The sequence below is a fragment of the Paenibacillus sp. 2TAB19 genome, from assembly GCF_052115185.1.
Taxonomy (GTDB): Bacteria; Bacillota; Bacilli; order Paenibacillales; family Paenibacillaceae; genus Pristimantibacillus.
On record NZ_JBFRGE010000033.1, the window covers coordinates 37,365 to 51,293 of the forward strand.

Genomic DNA, 13,929 nt, shown 5'->3' on the forward strand with positions numbered 1-13,929 from the left:
ATCAGATGCCATACACACAAAATAGTGAGGCAATTCTCATCTGCCGTGAACCTAGATTCACGAGCAGTGAGTTTTGCCTCACTATTTGTTTGTTATACCGTATATTGGAGCTGAAATAGTGAGTTCAACTCACTATTACTGATATTTGCCTCATACAAAAGGCGAATATGGAGCCGCTCGTCAGATCGTTAGTTCGCTTTCGTCTGCAGACGGATCAYGTTCCAAGAAGCTTTCGCAAGCTGCGCTTTCACTCGTCCGTTGTCGATGGAGGAGCTGCCGCCGCTGCGAGGGGCGACATTGTTCGGGTTCTCTTTCGTATTTACGGCCATAAGGTCGTTGCTCTCCAGCACGATATGCTCGATCAAGCTGACTGGGCCGAAGCTGCGGAGGTCGACGTCCAGCTCCATGTTCTCGCCAAGATGGCGGTTAACGGCGAAGATCGTCACTTCTCCAGTCTCCTCATTGTGCACGCTGATCGCTTCCAGGTAAGGAACATCCGTGTAATCCTTGGAATCATACTTCGGCGAAGAGGTAATGGCATGCAGGACAGTTCCTCTGCCGTAAACCGAAGCATGAAGGAACGGATAATAAGTCGTTTGCAGCCAGAGAGGTCCGCCGTTCTCGGTCGTAATTGGCGCGATGACATTAATCAGCTGAGCGATACATGCCATTTTTACGCGATCCGCGTGCTTCATGAGCGTTATCAGATAGCAGCCAACCGCGAGTGCATCCGCATGTGTGTATACGTCCTCGAATTCCGGCGGTGCTACTTGCCACCGCTCATCCACGCGGCTTGATCCAATCGTGTTCCAAACGTTCCACTCATCCAGCGAGAGCATGATCTTCTTCTTGCTCCGCTTCTTCGCTTTCACGTAATCGCAGATCGATGCTACGCTGTCGATGAATGCGTCAAAGTTCAGTGAGCTGGCAAGGAAGTTGGCCGTATCGCCCGCATTGTTGTTGTAGTAAGCATGCAGAGACAGATAGTCGACGGTATCATAAGTCAGATCAAGCACAGTCGCTTCCCAGTCGGCGAACGTACTCATGCCGCTGGATGAACTGCCGCAAGCGACCAGYTCGATCGAAGGATCGACCCAGCGCATTGCTTTGCCGGTTTCATTGGCTAGACGGCCGTATTCAACGGCTGTTTTGGCGCCAATCTGCCAAGGGCCGTCCATTTCGTTGCCCAGACACCATGTTTTGAACTTKTGGGGATTCTTGTAGCCATGTGAGATACGAAGGTCGCTCCAGTACGAACCGGAAGGATGATTGCAATATTCGACGAGGTTTCTTGCCGCATCGATACCGCGCGTGCCGAGATTGACGGCCATCATGACCTCCGAGCCGACCAGCTTAGCCCAATCGGCGAATTCATTCGTACCGACCTCGTTCGTCTCCGTCGTCCACCAAGCAAGGTCTAGCAGCCGCTTCCGTTCGGACTTCGGACCGACGCCGTCTTCCCAGTTATAGCCTGATACGAAATTGCCGCCCGGGTAACGAATGATCGGAACTTGCAGAGCGCGAATGGCTTCGATTGCATCGCGGCGGAAACCGTTCTCGTCAGCTGTCGGATGCCCCGGCTCGTAGATGCCGCCGTACACAGCGCGTCCTAGATGCTCGATGAATGATCCGTATAGTCTTGGATCCACGGGCGATATAGCAAAATCTTTATCGATTAGCATAGTTGAYTTCAGGGACATAATCATGCATCCTCCTAAATGTTGAATGAAGTAAAATACGAATCCTAAAAGATTGAATTAACAATTAATATGTATCATAATGAATTAAATGTTTCAATACGATTCGTTAGGATTAACTAAATTGCGTATTCTAAAGGGGCGATAAAATCCATGTATCTATCGACAAACGCCGCTTCGCTTCAGGTGTATGAAGCGCTCGCGAGTGAGGTCAGACTGCATATAATCGATAAGCTGTTCATAAGGGAAATGCATATTAAGGAGCTGGCGTCCGAGCTATATCTAAGCAATGCGATTGTGAGCAGCCATGTGAGCAAGCTGGAGAAGGCGGGAATCGTCGGCAGCAAAATGAGGCGGGTAGGCGGGGGGACGTATAAGTATTGCTTCGTGAATACGGCTTTCATGCAAATACAGCTCACTCCTGCCAAACAAGCCTCGGGCGGCTATGAGGAAGTGTCCGTTCCCGTCGGCCATTATACCGATTACGAGGCATGGCCGACCTGCGGTATCGCAACAACAGAGAGAATGATCGGCCAATACGATAACCCGGCTTACTTCATGGATCCCGAACGGGTTAACGCGGGCATTCTATGGTTTGCGCGCGGATTCGTTGAGTATAAAATACCTAACTATCTGTTCAAGGATCAGATGCTGAGAGAGATCGAGATTTCGATGGAAATCGGCTCTGAGGCTCCACATATTAACGAGCAGTGGCCATCGGAGATTAGATTCTCGCTTAATGGCCAGCCAATTGGAGCATGGACAAGCCCGGGCGACTTCGGTGAAACGAGAGGAAGACTCAGCCCGAGATGGTGGCATTCGGACGTCAATCAATACGGACTGATGAAAGTATTGCGCATTAATGAGAGCGGCACGTTTATTGACGGATTGCGGATTTCAGACACCTGCATCGGGCAGCTGCAACTGGATGCCAGCCACTGGACGTTTCGACTAAGCGCGCAGGATTCCCAGCGCGGACGCGGCGGACTAACGATTTATGGCAAGGGCTTCGGCAATTATGATCAGGATATCGTCGTAAAAAGCTATTACGAATGAAGCGAGAACACCTACTCTCTATGAACCTTGAAACGATCCATGTAAATACTATGGTTCATTTTTTGCTATAATTAGAGAGATGTTAAAACTATTTGTTAAAGCCCTAACGATTTGTTCGTCCGTTATGGAGGCGATGAATTTGGCATAAGGCGCTGTACACGGCAAAAAGAAACGGGCGAAACGGCATCATTCGCAGTCGGATTGGCGAGCAGGTCGCGGTTCATGGCTGAGCATGATCAGCATCCATACGAATGAGAGATTACAGGGTTGTTCCATGAGGTACTCATGGAGCAGCCCTGTTTTTTTTCGGAGCAGAAGCCAGCCATCATCGAAAATTACAATAAATATCGCCGAATTGTTATATTCCCGTTTTTTTGAGGCGCTTACAATTAACTTATGAAAGCGGTACAACGTGCAAGGCAAAGCGGTCTTCATGGCCGCCTTCCAGTACCCGAACTGCATCTTAGGGATTGTAAGAAAGGAATGTTTTGCTGTGGATAATTATAGTACTGCCAGTGTTGAAAGCGTCACCAAAATAGTAAAACGAAAGGACCCGAAATGGGGGCACACATGGAGAGAGTATAAGAAAAGCAAATATTTGTTTTTTATGCTTATCCCGGTCATCCTCTGGTACGGGGTCTTCCATTACGGCCCTTTATACGGCATATTGTTAGCTTTCAAGGACTTCAGTCCACGGCTCGGGATCATCGGCAGCCCGTGGGTCGGTCTGGATCATTTCAAATTTCTGTTCTTCCAATCGCCCGACTTCATGCGCATATTCCGAAATACGCTGCTGATTAGCTTCTACAACATCATCTTCGGTTTTCCTGCGCCGATCATACTCGCGTTATTGTTGAATGAGCTGCGCTTCAAAATGTTCAAGCGGATCGCCCAGTCGATCTCGTACATTCCCCACTTCTTCTCGTGGGTCGTGCTCTCCGGAATCATCATCGTCATGCTGTCGCCATCGGAAGGGCCAATCAACTTTCTGATGAAGATGGTAGGTCTTGAGCCGATTTATTTTCTGGCCGATACGAACTACTTCCGCGCTACGCTCGTAGCGACGAACATATGGAAGGAGATCGGATGGGGGACGATTATTTATTTGGCCGCGCTGTCCGGCATCGATCCTACGTTGTACGAAGCTGCTGTTATCGATGGCGCTAACCGCCGAAAGCAAATATGGTACATTACGATACCTTCGCTGCTGCCGGTCATTACCATTATGTTCATTCTGTCGCTCGGCGGCATCCTGAACGCGGGCTTCGATCAAATATTCAACCTTTACAACCCGGCCGTCTATGAGGTCGCCGACGTTATCGACACCTACGTGTATCGAGCAGGTATCCTGGGAGCTCAGTTCGGGCTTACGACCGCGGTTGGATTATTCAAAAATGTCATCGGCATTATGCTGGTGCTGTCAACGAATTACGTCGTGAAGAAATTGGGACAAGAAGGCGTCCTGTAGCCAGGCGCATGGAAGGAGAAACCAACATTGAAACCAACTGTAGGCGAAAATATTTTTCAAACCGTGCTCGTCATTTTCTTTCTGGTGTTATGCGCCGTTACGATCTATCCGTTCCTTCATCTTACTTCCATCTCCTTGAGCTCGCCGGCGGAAGCCAGCCGGTTCGGCTTCCATCTCTATCCGAAGGATATTGACCTGACCGCTTGGAATCAGGTGATGTCGCAGAAGAAGATTTGGATAGGCTTCGGTAACTCCGTCTTCCGGACGGTGGTCGGAACGATACTAACCTTGATCGTAATGTCGCTCTGCGCTTATCCGTTATCGCGTAAATATTTGCCGCACCGCAGCTTCTATACGATGATCATCCTCTTCACGATGTTCTTCGGCGGCGGCATTGTGCCGACGTACCTGCTGATGAAGTGGCTCGGTCTGATGGACTCGCTGTGGGTGTACATTTTGCCAGGACTCGTTCCTACATTCTCAATGCTTGTCCTGCGCAACTTCTTCATGTCGATACCAGCTGAGCTTGAGGAATCCGCCAAGATTGACGGAGCTAATGATATCCGCATCTTATTCGGCATCGTGCTGCCGCTTTCGAAGCCGGTGCTCGCAACGCTGGCGTTATGGACGGCCGTTGGTCACTGGAATGCCTGGTTCGACGCTGTGCTGTACATTTCCGATCAAGGCAAGCAAGTCCTGCAGTTTTTCTTAAGGGAAATCGTCATCACGAACTCCGACGCGGAGACGCTTGGCCGATCCGCGATCGCGAACACGAGATACGAATCCTCTATTAAGGCGGCCACCGTTATGTTCGCCGTGCTGCCGATCTTGGTCGTCTACCCTTTCCTGCAAAAATATTTCGTCAAAGGAACGATGATCGGCTCGCTGAAAGGTTGATTCGGTTTACTCGGGGGCACTCGCTGTCCCCGTTTAAATAAATGAGTTGCTTAAACATAAAAAGGGAGGAAGTAAAAGAAATGAAACAAGGCTTGAAGCTAGGCATCGCAATCATGCTATCGTTCTCGCTGCTTGCGGCAGGATGCTCGTCCAATGGAAATGGCGGCAATAATAACGGCAGCGCTCCGTCGAATGCAGGCGGGGAGACTAACGCTCCGAAGGAAGAAGCGCCTGTTGAAATTACGTTCGCTGGATCGACGTGGGACGTGCCGACGGAAGACGGCAACTACGTTCAGAAATATCTCGAAGAGAAATACAACGTGAAGATTATCAACATGCGCRTTACGGACGAGAACTTGAAGCTGAAGATTGCAGCTAACGAGGTGCCTGATATTTTCCCGCAATCGCCGACTGAGACCGACATGGTCAACTGGGCTAGACAAGGCGTTATTGCAAGCATTTCCGTCGATGAAATCAAGCAATACATGCCTACTTACATAGCGGACGTGGAGTCCGTGGAGCCGAAAGCATGGGACGTAGGTCTCGTCGACGGCAAAAACTACGGCATTCCGCGGGTTTGGCTCAACGGCTCGACGGGGTTCATTCCGCTTTATAACAAAGCATGGCTGACTAAGATCGGTTACACGGAGGCGCCGAAGACGATCGAAGAGTTCGAAGACGTGCTGACTAAGTTCCGCAACGACGATCCGGACGGCAACGGGCAGAAGGATACGTACGGYATGAGCGGTCGCGGCAAAAACGCCAGAAACCAGCTGTTCAACCCGATCTATGCGGCATTCGGCGTCAATCCTTACGTGTTCTCTGCTGCAAGCGACGGCACGATTACTTGGGGTGGCATCTCCGATCAAGCGCTTGAAGCGACGAAGCTGCTTAACAAATGGTATAATGCCGATCTGATCGACCCTGAATTCATGACAGATGACAACGGTCTAATGGGCCAAAAATTCAACAGCCAAAAGATCGGTATCAACGATACGAACATGTATCACCATCTGTTCGGACAATTGCAGACGTTTAAGGACAATGGCATCGAGCCAGCTTACGGCAAAGGCTTGATCGGCCCGGCTGGCAAATCGATGGCGCTATCGAACGGCGCTTTGCAAACGCCGCTTCTGCTCGGCGCGCAAGTTGAGAAGGATGAGAAAAAACGGATCAAAATCCTGCAAATTCTTGAAGAGATCGCAATGAACGACGAGACGTACTTAGCTACTGCATTCGGCGAGGAAGGCGTCTCCTATGAGATGAAGGACGGCGTTCCCGCTTTGATCGAGCCTTACCTGTCGGATAACAACAAGCGTTACGAGATGGGCATCGGCGGCTTCTACAACCCGCTTATCGAGAGAGCCGTGACGACTTGGAAGTTCCATATGCCGCAGGAGAAGCTTGATTTCAAAGCACAGTTGACCGAAGGCTTCGAATTAATCTCCGACGTGCTTGGACCGACGGTACTTGAGAGCAAAGGCAAGTACAACGCCAACTTGTCGGCGCTGCAGGACGAATTCTACACGAAGGCGATTATCGCCAAAAACGCAGCCGACGTGGAGAAGCTGTTCGCGGATTTCAAAGCGCAATGGCTGAAAGCCGGCGGCCAAGAAATTCTCGACGAGGCGACGAAAGTGTATCAAGAGCGCCGTGCGGCAAGCAATTAATTTCTAAACGATAGGGTGAAAAGCTCATTCTTCCGCAATCGCGGAAGGGTGAGCTTCTTCTCGGTATTGCATGGACGAATTCAATGATGGCGCATAGATGATGCTTTATTTTTCTGTTATTCTATTAATAGAAATTGCAAGCGTTATCATGAATGCAGCAGGGTTGAAGGTGGTAGTGGTAGCCTATGAGATTGTTAATAGCGGATGACGATGATTATACAAGAGAAGGGCTCAAGGAAAGCATCGACTGGGAGCAATACGGCATTCATGACGTGCTGCTCGCGGGAGACGGCGCGGAAGCGCTGCGGATGTGCACGGTTCATCGGCCAAATATCGTGCTGACCGACATTCGGATGCCGAAGCTGAACGGTATCGAGTTCGCCGAGAAGCTGTCCCTGAAGTCACCGGGCAGCATATTGATTTTTATGAGCGGTTACATGGATGTCGAATATTTGCGCAGCGCCATCAAGCTGTCGGCGGTGGAATATATCGAGAAACCGATCAAGCTGGCAGACGTGGAGCAAGCCATACTGAAGTCTGTTCGTGCGCTGGAGGAGAAGCAGGCGCAGAGCTCCGTCTACAAGCAGAAGAATGAGCTGGTGCGACAGAAGCTGGCCGGCTTGCTGTGCGACGAGCATGCGGATTCGGAGGAACTGCTAAGGCTATGCCAAGAGACGGGTTTTCCGCCCTATAAACGATATATTAGCTTCATTGTCAAAGCGCCTAGTTCGGATTTGACATCTATAATAGGAGATTGGCGCGGCTACGGCATTGAAGCGATCGGCGAGCAGTTGGATCGCAAGCTTTGCTTTATAATCGTAGCTTGTCAAAACGATGAATATAAACAGCTCTATTCCATTATTGATAGATGGCTTAGCAAAAACGGGGCATGTACGGTGGCCATTGGCGAGGAGGCAAACGGAATGAATGCCATTCCGGACAGCTTCCGGACTGCGCGCAGGGCGCTGGACCGTTCCTTCTATGAGCCGGATGTGCGCTGCCTGCGCAGCAATACGGTAGAAGATACAGGAGGTAATGATTGGTATAACGGTGCGCTACCGGCTTTTTATAAATTAAGCAAGGACAATCCGGAAGGCTTAAGCGAATGGTTGGCAGAGCTGTTCGCATCGATGCGAAGGAAGCGATACCCGGCCAAGGATAAAGCGGTTGCGCTTCTGGATACGATGGCCCATTCGCTGCTCGGCGACAACCGCAAGTTGGTCGAGACGTTAGCGAATGAGCACGGCTTCGCGGAAGCCGGACACTATTTGAAAAAATGCGAGACGCTTGATAACGCCGAATTATTCATGCATGCCGTTCTATCGGTATGGATGGAGGAGAAGCGGCAATCGTCGGGGTATTCACGGCTCGTGCAGGAAGTAATGAGTTATGTTGCCGCTAATTATCGCAGCATCGATCTCGATCTTACGATGATCGCCGGCCATATGCATTTGTCGACAAGCTATCTAGGCAAGCTGTTCAAAGAAGAGACGGGCACTTCGATCAAGCAATACATTAGCGATTATCGAATCGATCTGGCGAAGAAGCTGGTGGAGAATGAGCAATACAAGATGCATACGATCGCCGAGCTATGCGGCTTCGCCAGCGCCAGCTACTTCGTCAAGGTTTTCAAGGCCGCTACCGATCTGTCTCCGATGCAGTACCGGAAGAAGAGCTGACCGATGAAGCTGATCGATTATTTGAACGATATGTCGCTGCGGAAGAAAATAATGATCTTGTTCGCCATCGTCGGCATCGTGCCGCTTATCGTTACGTTCTTCATCTCTTATGGCGAGATCCGCAAGCTGGCCGTTGATGGGCAAAGCTACGCGGAGAATCAGAATTACGAGCAGATGCTCGTTACGCTGTCCAAAAAGTTTTATCATTTGGAAGAGCTGACGTCGATGATTATCGTCAACAAAGATTTGAACGCGATATTGTCCAAAAAACCATCCGAGATGAAGATACCTGAGCAGTTAGCTGTCTTCAACAACGTTGTTGCCTATTCGCAGATCATGGAGAGCAATTCCGAGTTCGACCGCATTGTTTATTACATCAATGACGATTTCATTCTGACCGGTGATGATACGTTGTTCCGCAGGTTAGGAGATGTAAGCGATATGCCTTGGGTGAAGAGCGTATATGCAAATAACGGCAGGTCGGCATGGGTCGTTCGCGAAGAGCCGGAGAGCGTTCCGAGCAAGTATTTGGCGCTAGGCCGCTTGCTTTGGAATCCGGCGAATCTAAGCGAGCCGGTCGGTATCGTCACGTTGAATATCGATACGAATCAAATCAGGCAAAGCTTAACGAAGTCGAATCCGCAGCAATTGGTCTATATCGCGACGGCGGATGGAGATTTGATTGCCAGCACCGGTGAAGCCGAATACGAGGAGATGCATCTGCCGGAGCCGATAGACAGCGGCGGAGCATTCAAGAGCGTGTCGCTTGCAAGCGGCACTTATTTGGCGCGCGGGCAGAAGATCGGCAACACGAATCTGTATCTCGTTACCGTCCTATCGAACAAGGCGGCGACTGAAGCGATTCACAACATCCGGACGCAGGTGCTGTCTACGTACGCCATTATTACATTCATTATATTGATCGTTATTTTTCCAGTGGCGAAGTCGATTACGCGCAGAATATTGCTGCTCATGAACAGGATGAGCCAGGTTCGCCAGGGCAGGCTGAACGAGCTTGACATTTCGCCGAGCAAGGACGAGGTTGGACAGCTAATTTCCAGCTATAACTATATGATAGGCAGCTTGCAGGAGCTTCTTGCGGAGCAATTCAAGCTGGGGCAAGAGAAGAACGAAGCGGAGCTTAAGGCGCTGCAGTCCCAGATCAATCCGCATTTTCTATATAATACGCTCGATATGCTGAATTGGATGGCGCAGAAGGGCGAGCGCGAAAATATTCAGCAAATCGTTTACGCGCTGTCAGGCTATTATCGACTTATTCTCAACAAAGGGGAGGATTTCGTCACGGTTAGGGACGAGGTTCGCCTCAGCGCCATTTATATGGACATCCAGATGAAACGTTTCAGAAACCGGATCCAGATAGATTTCGATGTCGCGGAAGAGGCAATGGACTGTCTTATTCCGAAAATAACGCTGCAGCCGCTCGTCGAGAACGCGATCATTCACGGCATTTCCGAGAAGGAGGGCGGAACGGGCGTCATCCATGTCACGGGCGGTGTAGCGAACGGACGCCTGCTACTGGAGGTGAGGGATGACGGTGTCGGCTACCAGCAAGGGAGAGAGACGCCGCGAAGTCACAAAGGAAGCGGCTACGGTGTCAAAAATATCGAAAAAAGGCTGGAGCTGTATTTCGTCCAGCCCGCGACTTTGCGGTTCACCAGTATCGCTGAAGGCGGGACATGCGTCACGATCGACGTTCCTGCCGTGAGAAGTGGACCGGAATAACGAAGGGAGGGAATCGAATGGGAATTGCCGGATTCCGAAAAGTAGGGCTGTCGCTGCTTGTCATCGGTATCGCCATTGTCATGTCCGCGTGCTCGGACCGGAAGCCGGATGCTGCTTCCGAGCAGCGCGCCGAGGCTGGAGATGAGATACAGACTGACGTTGTGGAGCTTAAGGCGGTTACGATGGGCACTGAGCCTGCCAGCGGAATGGACAGCTTCTACAAGCAGCTCGACGCCATGACGATCGATGATCTCGGCATCACCGTTCGGTTCGTCTTCATTCCTTGGGGCGAGGAGAAGAACGAGATCGGCAGGGCCATTGCGACGAAGGAATACGATCTCTACGTCGGGGGCTTCTGGACTGACTTCAAGCAATACGCGAAGCGGAACGCCTTCGTCGATCTCGCGCCGATGCTGAACGAGGTGCCGGCGCTCGCGGAGCATTATGGAGACGTGTTGGAGCGAGCGATGCTGGATGGTAAGTTATACGGTATTCCATCCTTCGGCAAGCCGGGTGCCGGATATCAAGGCGTGCTCTACCGCGAGGATTTGCGTCAGCAATGGGGGCTTCCGGTTCTGGATAGCTTCGAGGCGCTGGAACAATATTTGTACAAAGCGAAGGAGCAATACCCAGACACGCCGATGATCAACGATAAGAGGTTCGGTGATCTGCTATGGCAACTGCTGGCAGGGGGCGACTACTACACGATCGTAAACGATTATGCGGTAGCGCCGGTGAAAGATCCCTACAAGGTCATGAGCAAGTATGACACGCCGGAATACGAGCAGATCGTACGCAAAGCGAAGCAATGGTACGAAGACGGCGTTGTCGACCGGGATATCCTTGCGTCCCAAGGCAACGAGACGAGCAAGACGTTCGAGCTCATGAAGGCCGACAGGAAACCTCTTGAATTCAGCAATCATTTCGGCGCGGTATCCGGCAACTATATCGACGTATTGAAAGCGAGGTATCCTGAGCAGCAGTTCGGCTGGTTGGACATTGGGTTCGACTTATACCCGGCGACGGTCTTCCTGCCGAAGGTATCGGTCGATTCGTCGAGCATGATCTCGATCGGCTCGAACTCGTCTTATCCGCTATTGGCGCTGAAGTTTCTGGAGAAGGCGCATACCGATCAGTCGTATTACGATCTGCTCATGTACGGCGTTGAAGGCGAGAACTACAAGCTGGACAACGGAAGGGTATCCTATGAGGGAATACCGGAGCAGAACCGTAAGCCGGGATGGACGGGACTGACGGACGGCTATATGTCTTATCCGTCCAAAGCGCCTGGTGAATGGCAGTCTATCATCGACAAGCTGACGGTAACGGAAGGGCCGAAGCTCGCGGAAGCGAACGGCATCGATCCGTATGAAGGCTTCATCTTCGATACGTCCGTTGTTTCGGAAGAGCTGGAGCGATTGGAGAAGATCAGGCAAGCTTACGTGCAGCCGCTTTCCGTCGGCGTAAGTGTCGATATCGACAGCGAGCTTGCCGAGATGAGGAGTGAGCTGAAGGATGCAGGTATGACGGAGTATCTGAACGCGCTGCAATCGCAGCTCTACTCGTACGCCAAGTCGAGGTCGGCAAGGCGATAAGCCGGCCATAAAGCGCATAACCCTTTGGGGCAATACGGAGATGGAGTTGTTTCATCATGATGAAATAAGGGCTGCACAAGCATGTCGAATATGACCTGCCGGGACAGCCCCAACGCTATCCGTTCAACTTGCTCTACTCGTGAATTTCCGTCAACAGCTTGCCGAGCGCATCAAGCGCTTGCTCTTCCTGCTCGCCGTCAATTTCAAGCGTCACTTCCTCGTTTGCAGCGATACCGAGCGTAAGCATGCTCAGCGAGCTTTTGCCGTTTACTTTTTTGCCTTTATTGATAAGGGTAATCTTGCAAGGAAAGGTGCTTGCGGTTTGCACGAATGTTTTGGTCGGACGGACATGAAAGCCCGTCGGATTAAGAATGGTGAAGGTTTTGCTGACCATTATGAATTCACTCCGTTTCTCATCTGTTCTACAAGTTGCGTAATTTCTTGCGTGCTGCGCATCCGAAGCGCTTGATCGGCATAACCGGACCAGTGCGCTTGATCAAGCTGGCCAATGAGCTCCCTTGATGGGAGGATGGAACCGGCGCTCATGCTGAATTCATGCAGGCCAAGACCAAGCAAGAGCGGAATAGCCGTAGCGTCGCCCGCCATTTCGCCGCACATGCCGACCCATTTGCCTTCCGTCTCCGCCGCTTGAATAACGAGACGAATCAAGCGCAGCAAGGAAGGGTGCCAAGGCTGGTACAGATAGGCCACGTTTTCGTTCATGCGGTCAGCAGCCATTGTATATTGAATCAAATCATTCGTTCCAATACTGAAGAAATCGACTTCCGGAGCGAACAAGTCGGCAGAGACGGCTGCGGCCGGAATTTCGACCATCATGCCTACTTCGATATGCTCGGCCAGCTGTACGCCTTCGGCGATTAGCTTCTGTTGTTCTTCCGCGAGCAGCCGCTTGGCCTCCAGCAGCTCTTCGAGCACGGCGATCATCGGGAACATGATTTTCAGGTTGCCGTAACGGCTTGCCCGAAGCAGCGCCCGCAACTGCGTGCGGAACAGGTCCTGTCTATCCAGACAGAGACGAAGCGCCCGAAGTCCAAGGAAGGGATTGCTTTCCCTCGGAAGATCCATATACGGAAGCTCTTTATCGCCACCGATATCCAGCGTCCGGATAACGACCGGCTTAGGGCTCATTTTCTCAAGCGCATATTTGTAGCTGGCGAACTGCTCCTCCTCCGTAGGAAGAGAATTGCGGCCCATATATAAAAATTCCGTGCGGAAAAGTCCGATGCCTTCGGCCCCGTTGTCGATGGCCTTTTGAATATCCTCCAGTTTACCGATATTAGCCGCAAGCTCGACCTGCTTGCCGTCACTGGACAGCGTCGGCTGATCCTTCAGCTTCGCCAATTCGATTTTTCGCTGATCGTCCTGTTGCTTCTTTACTTGATAAGTTTCAAGCTCATTGGTAGTCGGATTAATAAGGATGAGTCCTTCATTAGCATCCATGATCACGACGGTATTGTCCGGTACGGCATAAATCGCTGCGCCTGCACCTACGATTGCGGGTATTTCCAGCGAGCGGGCCATAATGGCGGAATGAGAGGTGCGGCTGCCGACCTCGGTAATGAATCCGCGAACGAGAGCCAGATTAAGCTGGGCCGTATCCGAAGGAGTCAGATCCCGTGCAACAATAACGCATTCTTCTGTTAGATTGGCCAAGTCCATATGCGGAACACCTCGCAAATGACTCATTATTCGGCTCGAAATGTCCTCTATATCAACCGCGCGTCCGCGGAGCAATTCGTCCTCCATCGATTGCAGCAGCTCAATAAAGGATTGAGCTGTTTCATGTAACGCGAATTCGGCATTAATGGCTTCATCCGTTATTTTCTCTTCAATGGCATCAATGAGATCCGGATCCTCAAGCAGCATAAGATGGCCTTCGAAAATCTCAGCTTTGTCCGCTCCAAACCGCTCTTCAGCGGCGTCCCGGATGACTTCCACTTCGCCTCGGGAGACGGCTACAGCTTCACGGAACCTTGCAATCTCCTGTTTCCCGTCCGCAACGGCAGTCCGGACCGGAACGAAGCGCTCCGAAGTAAGGAAGAAGGCGGGTGCGACCGCGATGCCGGGCGATGCGCCTATCCCTCTCAATGATTGTGTCATCGT

Annotated in this window: 10 protein-coding genes; 7 read left to right on the plus strand and 3 right to left on the minus strand. The window is 51.3% G+C overall.

What is annotated here, in order from left to right; genetic code table 11:
- Window positions 1-188 precede the first annotated feature (188 nt).
- Window positions 189-1,700: an arabinosylfuranosidase ArfA gene (arfA, locus tag AB4Z33_RS16395; RefSeq protein ID WP_442050927.1), complete on the minus strand. Its 1,512-nt coding sequence runs from the start codon at window positions 1,698-1,700 to the stop codon at window positions 189-191.
- Window positions 1,701-1,850: 150 nt separating this feature from the next.
- Between arfA and AB4Z33_RS16400 the strand changes: the two genes are divergently transcribed.
- The 7 genes from AB4Z33_RS16400 to AB4Z33_RS16430 all read left to right on the plus strand — a co-directional run bounded on the left by AB4Z33_RS16400 (window position 1,851) and on the right by AB4Z33_RS16430 (window position 11,805).
- The gene (locus tag AB4Z33_RS16400) at window positions 1,851-2,753 is read left to right on the plus strand and encodes an ArsR/SmtB family transcription factor (protein WP_442050928.1); all 903 of its coding nucleotides are present in this window, start codon (window positions 1,851-1,853) and stop codon (window positions 2,751-2,753) included.
- Window positions 2,754-3,420: 667 nt separating this feature from the next.
- Complete coding sequence (locus tag AB4Z33_RS16405; protein WP_442050929.1) at window positions 3,421-4,221, plus strand: ABC transporter permease; 801 nt, start codon at window positions 3,421-3,423, stop codon at window positions 4,219-4,221.
- 27 nt (window positions 4,222-4,248) lie between these two features.
- Window positions 4,249-5,118 carry a carbohydrate ABC transporter permease gene (locus AB4Z33_RS16410; RefSeq protein ID WP_442050930.1) on the plus strand — a complete coding sequence of 290 codons (870 nt, stop codon included), beginning with the start codon at window positions 4,249-4,251 and terminating at the stop codon, window positions 5,116-5,118.
- 80 nt (window positions 5,119-5,198) lie between these two features.
- Window positions 5,199-6,788, plus strand: coding sequence for an extracellular solute-binding protein (locus AB4Z33_RS16415; RefSeq protein WP_442050931.1), 1,590 nt, complete (start codon window positions 5,199-5,201; stop codon window positions 6,786-6,788).
- 185 nt (window positions 6,789-6,973) lie between these two features.
- Window positions 6,974-8,467, plus strand: coding sequence for a response regulator (locus AB4Z33_RS16420; protein ID WP_442050932.1), 1,494 nt, complete (start codon window positions 6,974-6,976; stop codon window positions 8,465-8,467).
- A 3-nt stretch (window positions 8,468-8,470) separates the two neighbouring features.
- Complete coding sequence (locus tag AB4Z33_RS16425; protein WP_442050933.1) at window positions 8,471-10,210, plus strand: sensor histidine kinase; 1,740 nt, start codon at window positions 8,471-8,473, stop codon at window positions 10,208-10,210.
- A gap of 17 nt (window positions 10,211-10,227) precedes the next feature.
- Complete coding sequence (locus AB4Z33_RS16430; RefSeq protein WP_442050934.1) at window positions 10,228-11,805, plus strand: extracellular solute-binding protein; 1,578 nt, start codon at window positions 10,228-10,230, stop codon at window positions 11,803-11,805.
- 133 nt (window positions 11,806-11,938) lie between these two features.
- On the opposite strand, the gene AB4Z33_RS16435 is transcribed toward AB4Z33_RS16430, so the two are convergent.
- Window positions 11,939-12,199 carry an HPr family phosphocarrier protein gene (locus tag AB4Z33_RS16435; protein WP_442050935.1) on the minus strand — a complete coding sequence of 87 codons (261 nt, stop codon included), beginning with the start codon at window positions 12,197-12,199 and terminating at the stop codon, window positions 11,939-11,941.
- Window positions 12,199-13,926: a phosphoenolpyruvate--protein phosphotransferase gene (gene ptsP, locus AB4Z33_RS16440; protein ID WP_442050936.1), complete on the minus strand. Its 1,728-nt coding sequence runs from the start codon at window positions 13,924-13,926 to the stop codon at window positions 12,199-12,201. The genes AB4Z33_RS16435 and ptsP overlap by 1 nt, the downstream gene beginning before the upstream one ends.
- Window positions 13,927-13,929: the final 3 nt, after the last annotated feature.